This window comes from Streptococcus pneumoniae, assembly GCA_040719455.1.
GTDB lineage: Bacteria > Bacillota > Bacilli > Lactobacillales > Streptococcaceae > Streptococcus > Streptococcus pneumoniae_G.
Window position 1 is genome coordinate 1 of sequence record JBFDTN010000003.1, and the last position, 7,290, is coordinate 7,290.

At 46.2% G+C, this 7,290-nt stretch carries 3 protein-coding genes, 1 tRNA gene and 3 rRNA genes; 1 reads left to right on the forward strand and 6 read right to left on the reverse strand.

Annotated features, from left to right (window positions below):
• Positions 1-3: 3 nt before the first annotated feature.
• From rrf to AB1I63_10790, 6 genes are all read right to left on the reverse strand, one after another.
• Positions 4-118, reverse strand: a 5S ribosomal RNA gene (gene rrf, locus AB1I63_10765).
• Between the two features lie 94 nt (positions 119-212).
• A 23S ribosomal RNA gene (locus AB1I63_10770) occupies positions 213-3,112 on the reverse strand.
• Positions 3,113-3,242: 130 nt separating this feature from the next.
• Positions 3,243-3,315: transfer RNA gene (locus tag AB1I63_10775), tRNA-Ala, on the reverse strand.
• Positions 3,316-3,371: 56 nt separating this feature from the next.
• A 16S ribosomal RNA gene (locus AB1I63_10780) occupies positions 3,372-4,921 on the reverse strand.
• The 16S, 23S and 5S rRNA genes sit together here with 1 tRNA gene alongside, the layout of an rRNA operon.
• Positions 4,922-5,073: 152 nt before the next feature.
• Positions 5,074-5,334 (reverse strand): hypothetical protein, encoded by a 261-nt coding sequence (locus tag AB1I63_10785; GenBank protein ID MEW4355289.1) that lies wholly within the window; start codon positions 5,332-5,334, stop codon positions 5,074-5,076.
• 75 nt (positions 5,335-5,409) lie between these two features.
• Positions 5,410-5,877, reverse strand: a complete 468-nt coding sequence (locus AB1I63_10790) for a sigma-70 family RNA polymerase sigma factor (protein ID MEW4355290.1) — start codon at positions 5,875-5,877, stop codon at positions 5,410-5,412.
• A 245-nt stretch (positions 5,878-6,122) separates the two neighbouring features.
• Here AB1I63_10790 and AB1I63_10795 point away from each other — a divergent pair.
• A protein-coding gene (locus tag AB1I63_10795) for an IS3 family transposase (GenBank protein MEW4355291.1) occupies positions 6,123-7,254 on the forward strand; the annotation gives its coding sequence in 2 pieces (ribosomal slippage) (positions 6,123-6,376 and positions 6,375-7,254; 1,134 coding nt in all).
• The last annotated feature ends 36 nt before the right edge of the window (positions 7,255-7,290 follow it).

The window sequence follows — 7,290 nt, forward strand, 5'->3', positions numbered from 1 at the left end:
ATAGCTAAGCGACTACCATATCTCACAGGGGGCAACCCCCAACTACTTCTGCGTTCTAGGGCTTAACTGCTGTGTTCGGCATGGGTACAGGTGTATCTCCTAGGCTATCGTCACTTAACTATTCTGAGTATTTCCACACTCAAAATTGAATATCTTATCAAATCCTCTCCAAGAACTAAACCACGCTATGTTCTCGTTGAATCTTACTTATTTTGGATAAGTCCTCGAGCTATGGTATTAGTCCGCTTCATTGCTCACACAACTTCCACTCCTAACCTATCTACCTGATCTTCTCTCAGGGCTCTTACTAACTTAACGTTATGGGAAATCTCATCTTGAGGTGGGTTTCACACTTAGATGCTTTAGTGTTTATCCCTTCCCTGCATAGCTACCCAGCGATGCCTCTCGCGAGACAACTGGTACACCAGCGGTAAGTCCACTCTGGTCCTTTCGTTCTAGGAGCAGACTCTCAAATTTCCTACGCCCGCGACGGATAGGGACCGAACTGTCTCACGCACGTTCTGAACCCAGCTCGCGTGCCGCTTTAATGGGCGAACAGCCCAACCCTTGGGACCGACTACAGCCCCAGGATGCGACGAGCCGACATCGAGGTGCCGAACCTCCCCGTCGATGTGAACTCTTGGGGGAGATAAGCTGTTATCCCCAGGGTAGCTTTTATCCGTTGAGCGATGGCCCTTCCATTCGGAACCACCGGATCACTAAGCCCGACTTTCGTCCCTGCTCGAAGTTGTAGCTCTCGCAGTCAAGCTCCCTTATACCTTTACACTCTGCGATTGATTTCCAACCAATCTGAGGGAACCTTTGGGCGCCTCCGTTACCTTTTAGGAGGCGACCGCCCCAGTCAAACTGCCCGTCAGACACTGTCTCCCATAGTGATAAACTATGCGGGTTAGAGTGGCCATAACACAAGGGTAGTATCCCAACAGCGCCTCCTTCGAAACTCGCGTCCCGATCTCTTTGGCTCCTACCTATCCTGTACATGTGGCACAGACACTCAATATCAAACTGCAGTAAAGCTCCATGGGGTCTTTCCGTCCTGTCGCGGGTAACCTGCATCTTCACAGGTACTAAAATTTCACCGAGTCTCTCGTTGAGACAGTGCCCAAATCATTACGCCTTTCGTGCGGGTCGGAACTTACCCGACAAGGAATTTCGCTTCCTTAGGACCGTTATAGTTACGGCCGCCGTTTACTGGGGCTTCAATTCAGATCTTCGCGTTGCCGCTAAACCCTCCTCTTAACCTTCCAGCACCGGGCAGGCGTCACCCCCTATACATCATCTTACGATTTAGCAGAGAGCTGTGTTTTTGATAAACAGTTGCTTGGGCCTATTCACTGCGGCTCAGTATTACTGAGCACCCCTTCTCCCGAAGTTACGGGGTCATTTTGCCGAGTTCCTTAACGAGAGTTCTCTCGCTCACCTGAGGCTACTCGCCTCGACTACCTGTGTCGGTTTGCGGTACGGGTAGAGTGTGATCATCGCTAGAAGCTTTTCTTGGCAGTGTGACATCACTCACTTCGCTACTAATCTTCGCTCCCCATCACAGCTCAACGTTATAGGTATAAGCATTTGACTCATACCACGCCTCACTACTTAGCCAGACACTTCCATTCGTCTGGTTGAGTTAGCCTTCTGCGTCCCTCCATCACTTCATACTCTAGTACAGGAATATCAACCTGTTGGCCATCGGATACACCTTTCGGTCTCTCCTTAGGTCCCGACTAACCCAGGGCGGACGAGCCTTCCCCTGGAAACCTTAGTCTTACGGTGGATGGGATTCTCACCCATCTTTCGCTACTCATACCGGCATTCTCACTTCTATGCGTTCCAGCGCTCCTCACGGTACACCTTCACCACACATAGAACGCTCTCCTACCATTACCTATTAGGTAATCCACAGCTTCGGTAAATTGTTTTAGCCCCGGTACATTTTCGGCGCAGGGTCACTCGACTAGTGAGCTATTACGCACTCTTTGAATGAATAGCTGCTTCTAAGCTAACATCCTAGTTGTCTGTGCAACCCCACATCCTTTTCCACTTAACAATTATTTTGGGACCTTAGCTGGTGGTCTGGGCTGTTTCCCTTTCGACTACGGATCTTAGCACTCGCAGTCTGACTGCCGATTATATCTCGTTGGCATTCGGAGTTTATCTGAGATTGGTAATCCGGGATGGACCCCTCACCCAAACAGTGCTCTACCTCCAAGAGACTTAACATCGACGCTAGCCCTAAAGCTATTTCGGAGAGAACCAGCTATCTCCAAGTTCGTTTGGAATTTCTCCGCTACCCACAAGTCATCCAAGCACTTTTCAACGTGCCCTGGTTCGGTCCTCCAGTGCGTTTTACCGCACCTTCAACCTGCTCATGGGTAGGTCACATGGTTTCGGGTCTATAACATGATCTAAGTCCGCCCTATTCAGACTCGGTTTCCCTACGGCTCCGTCTCTTCAACTTAACCTCGCATCATATCATAACTCGCCGGTTCATTCTACAAAAGGCACGCTCTCACCCATTAACGGGCTCGAACTTGTTGTAGGCACACGGTTTCAGGTTCTATTTCACTCCCCTCCCGGGGTGCTTTTCACCTTTCCCTCACGGTACTGGTTCACTATCGGTCACTAGGGAGTATTTAGGGTTGGGAGATGGTCCTCCCAGATTCCGACGGGATTTCGCGTGTCCCGCCGTACTCAGGATTCTGCTAGGTACAGACTCTGTTTCGAATACGAGGCTCTTACTCTCTTTGGCTCTACTTCCCAGTAGATTCTTCTACAAAATCTGAGTCCACATTGCAGTCCTACAACCCCGAAGAGTAAACTCTTCGGTTTGCCCTCCTGCCGTTTCGCTCGCCGCTACTCAGGCAATCGCTTTTGCTTTCTCTTCCTGCAGCTACTTAGATGTTTCAGTTCACTGCGTCTTCCTTCTCATGACCTTAACAGTCATGGATAACATGCATTACATGTTGGGTTCCCCCATTCGGACACCCCTGGATCATTGCTTACTTACAGCTCCCCAAGGAATTTCGTCGTTAGTCACGTCCTTCTTCGGCTCCTAGTGCCAAGGCATCCACCGTGCGCCCTTATTAACTTAACCTTATTTAACCTAATTCTTTCAAATTAGAAAACTCATTAATTCACAGCGTTTTCGGTTTATTTTCTTGTTACTATTTGATATAGATATTCAATTTTCAATGTGCAAATCTCTACAACTCTCTCGAGTTGTATGGAGCCTAGCGGGATCGAACCGCTGACCTCCTGCGTGCAAAGCAGGCGCTCTCCCAGCTGAGCTAAGGCCCCACAAGACCTCTCAAAACTAAACATGACGACCAATATACAGTTCCTTTTTTCCTTAGAAAGGAGGTGATCCAGCCGCACCTTCCGATACGGCTACCTTGTTACGACTTCACCCCAATCATCTATCCCACCTTAGGCGGCTGGCTCCTTACGGTTACCTCACCGACTTCGGGTGTTACAAACTCTCGTGGTGTGACGGGCGGTGTGTACAAGGCCCGGGAACGTATTCACCGCGGCGTGCTGATCCGCGATTACTAGCGATTCCGACTTCATGTAGGCGAGTTGCAGCCTACAATCCGAACTGAGACTGGCTTTAAGAGATTAGCTTGCCGTCACCGACTTGCGACTCGTTGTACCAGCCATTGTAGCACGTGTGTAGCCCAGGTCATAAGGGGCATGATGATTTGACGTCATCCCCACCTTCCTCCGGTTTATTACCGGCAGTCTCGCTAGAGTGCCCAACTGAATGATGGCAACTAACAATAAGGGTTGCGCTCGTTGCGGGACTTAACCCAACATCTCACGACACGAGCTGACGACAACCATGCACCACCTGTCACCAGTGTTCCGAAGAAAAATCCTATCTCTAGGACGGTCACTGGGATGTCAAGACCTGGTAAGGTTCTTCGCGTTGCTTCGAATTAAACCACATGCTCCACCGCTTGTGCGGGCCCCCGTCAATTCCTTTGAGTTTCAACCTTGCGGTCGTACTCCCCAGGCGGAGTGCTTAATGCGTTAGCTGCGGCACTGAGTCCCGGAAAGGACCCAACACCTAGCACTCATCGTTTACGGCGTGGACTACCAGGGTATCTAATCCTGTTCGCTCCCCACGCTTTCGAAGCCTCAGCGTCAGTTACAGACCAGAGAGCCGCTTTCGCCACCGGTGTTCCTCCATATATCTACGCATTTCACCGCTACACATGGAATTCCACTCTCCCCTTCTGCACTCAAGTTAAACAGTTTCCAAAGCGTACTATGGTTAAGCCACAGCCTTTAACTTCAGACTTATCTAACCGCCTGCGCTCGCTTTACGCCCAATAAATCCGGACAACGCTCGGGACCTACGTATTACCGCGGCTGCTGGCACGTAGTTAGCCGTCCCTTTCTGGTAAGATACCGTCACTTAGCAGATTTTCCACTCCCACTAACATTCTTCTCTTACAACAGAGCTTTACGATCCGAAAACCTTCTTCACTCACGCGGCGTTGCTCGGTCAGGGTTGCCCCCATTGCCGAAGATTCCCTACTGCTGCCTCCCGTAGGAGTCTGGGCCGTGTCTCAGTCCCAGTGTGGCCGATCACCCTCTCAGGTCGGCTATGTATCGTCGCCTTGGTGAGCCGTTACCCCACCAACTAGCTAATACAACGCAGGTCCATCTGGTAGTGGTGCAATTGCACCTTTCAAATGCTTACCATGCAGTAAGCACTGTTATGCGGTATTAGCTATCGTTTCCAATAGTTATCCCCCGCTACCAGGCAGGTTACCTACGCGTTACTCACCCGTTCGCAACTCCTCCGCTCGGTGCAAGCACCAGAGCTTCAGCGTTCTACTTGCATGTATTAGGCACGCCGCCAGCGTTCGTCCTGAGCCAGGATCAAACTCTCATATAAAGTTTGAGCTCTCACTCACTTCTGTCTCGCTGACAGATTTATTGTTTCTTGTGTTTGACTGACTGAGTCTCCTCAGTCGCCCTGCACATTGGTTCGTCTTGTTCAGTTTTCAAAGGTCTTTGTCGCTCTCTCGCGACAACTATCTTAGTATATCACCTATCCATTTCTTTGTCAACACTTTTTTTCGTTTTTTTTGATTTTTTTATTACTTTTTTTAATCCTTTTTTGATTGATAAGGTGTTTTTCTCTATTTTAAAATATTTTCTATACCCTCCCTCTTCTGAACTTTTTTTACTTATTTCCAAGATTTTTTCTACATGGACTTGATAACTCTCATAATCCATCCGTAAATGAAGTCCGCTTTTGTAATAATAGCCAAGATAGCTCCCTTTATGTCTCTTATATGTGTTCATACTTTCTCCTTTTTCTCTATGTTCCTGTTCTTTTTAGTTTTTGTATTGTAGATACGCTCTATAGTGAGGGTGCTTTTACTCCCAGTCTCTTAAATGGGTGCGTAAGTCTCGTAAGAGTTTGCGGCGTCCTTTAAATCGTTCATCGGCGAGTAAGCGGTCGTACTGCTCTTGTAAGTCTGGGGTGAGTCCTGAGCGATAACGGCTGAGTTGGTCTTTTAGTAGATAGGCTTCATCAGGGAGTAAGCCTCCTGTATGTAATCTATGTCCTACTTCACTTACTTCTTCATACGACATTCTATCTAATCTCCTTTTCTGGCTTTCTTGTTTCCGAATCACATCTAAGACATGATTGCGGAACTTGGTCTTATAATACACATACAATCTACTGTCTTCCAAGTCTGGGTGTTGACTCAATAATTGATACAGGACTAGCATTCCTTCTTGGTCCCAATCATCTAACTCCCATAGATGGACATAGTAATCCTTTCTACATCTCATGACGATACCTCGTACTTTTCTATAAACCTTCCCGAAGTCCTCCATAACATTCTTCCTCCTTTCCTCTCTGTATATAGTCTAGCAGAGAAAAAATCACATAGGAGCAAATCCGCTATTTTGGTATTACATACAGCCAAATAGAATACAATTAGAAATAATATTTCCTGTTTCGGCGTAATTCGTGACTTTTGAGAAGAAAAAGAGGTTGGGCCAAGATACTGCCCCCATAAGTGAGACGAAAGAAAAACACTCCATGAATTCTACTATAATAGAATTAGGAGTGTTTTCTTATGGTCAAAAAAGCATATTCACTAGACATAAAACTAGCTTGTATCGAAATGAAAAAAGCAGGTAAATCCAACAAGGTTATCATGGAAACCCTAGGGATAAAGAATGATAGTCAAATTTACACATGGTGGAAATGGTATCAAAACAATGAACTTCACCGCTTCTACCAACCTGTCGGAAAACAATATACTTACGGTAAAGGGATGACAGAATTATCTGAGGTTGAACAATTAAGATTAGAGGTAAAGCTGCTAAAAAGTATCGCAGCTTGATAAGGAAATCGATAAAATAGCCCTTATCAAGCTTGTAGAAGACTATAAAGCTGACTATCCAATCCCGATGATTTTGGCTTGTTTTGGTGTGGCAAGATCTACCGACTATCGCTGGAAATCTGAGCCAGCAACGGTAAAAACGATGGATGATGTCACTGAGAAGATTGAGATATTATGCCTTGAAAATGGCTATATTTATGGTTATCGAACCATTACACGGCTTTTAAAAAGCAGATATGGTTTGACAGTGAATCACAAAAAGGTTTATCGTATCATGAAACAAAATGGTTGGCTTTGCCGTGTCAAAACAAAGAAGGTCCCAAAACTTGGCAAACCTTACTATGTCACTGAAAATAAGCTCAGTAGGGACTTCCAAGCCAAACAACCCCTTCAAAGATTGGTAACAGACATCACCTATCTCTATTTCGGAAACTGTAAACTTTATCTCTCGTCCATTATGGATTTGTATAACCGAGAGATTGTAGCTTATACAATTTCAGATAGTCAGGACACAGACTTTGTTTTAGATACGTTAAATCAGTTGGATTTACCGAAAGGAACACTCTTACATAGTGACCAAGGTTCAGTCTATACCTCTAAAGCTTATTATCAGACATGCACAGAAAAAGGCATTATCCGCTCCATGTCCCGAAAAGGAACACCCGCAGATAACGCCTGTATTGAATGGTTTCATTCCGTCCTAAAGTCTGAAACCTTCTATCTCCATAACTGGAGAAACCTAACTAAAGATAGTATAACAGATATTGTCAAAAATTACATCATATTTTATAATGAAACGAGAATTCAACGGAAATTAAAAGACCTATCCCCTATAGAATATAGGAAACAGGTCTCAAAATAGTGTTTTTCTTAGGTCTCATTATTGGGGTGCAGTGCC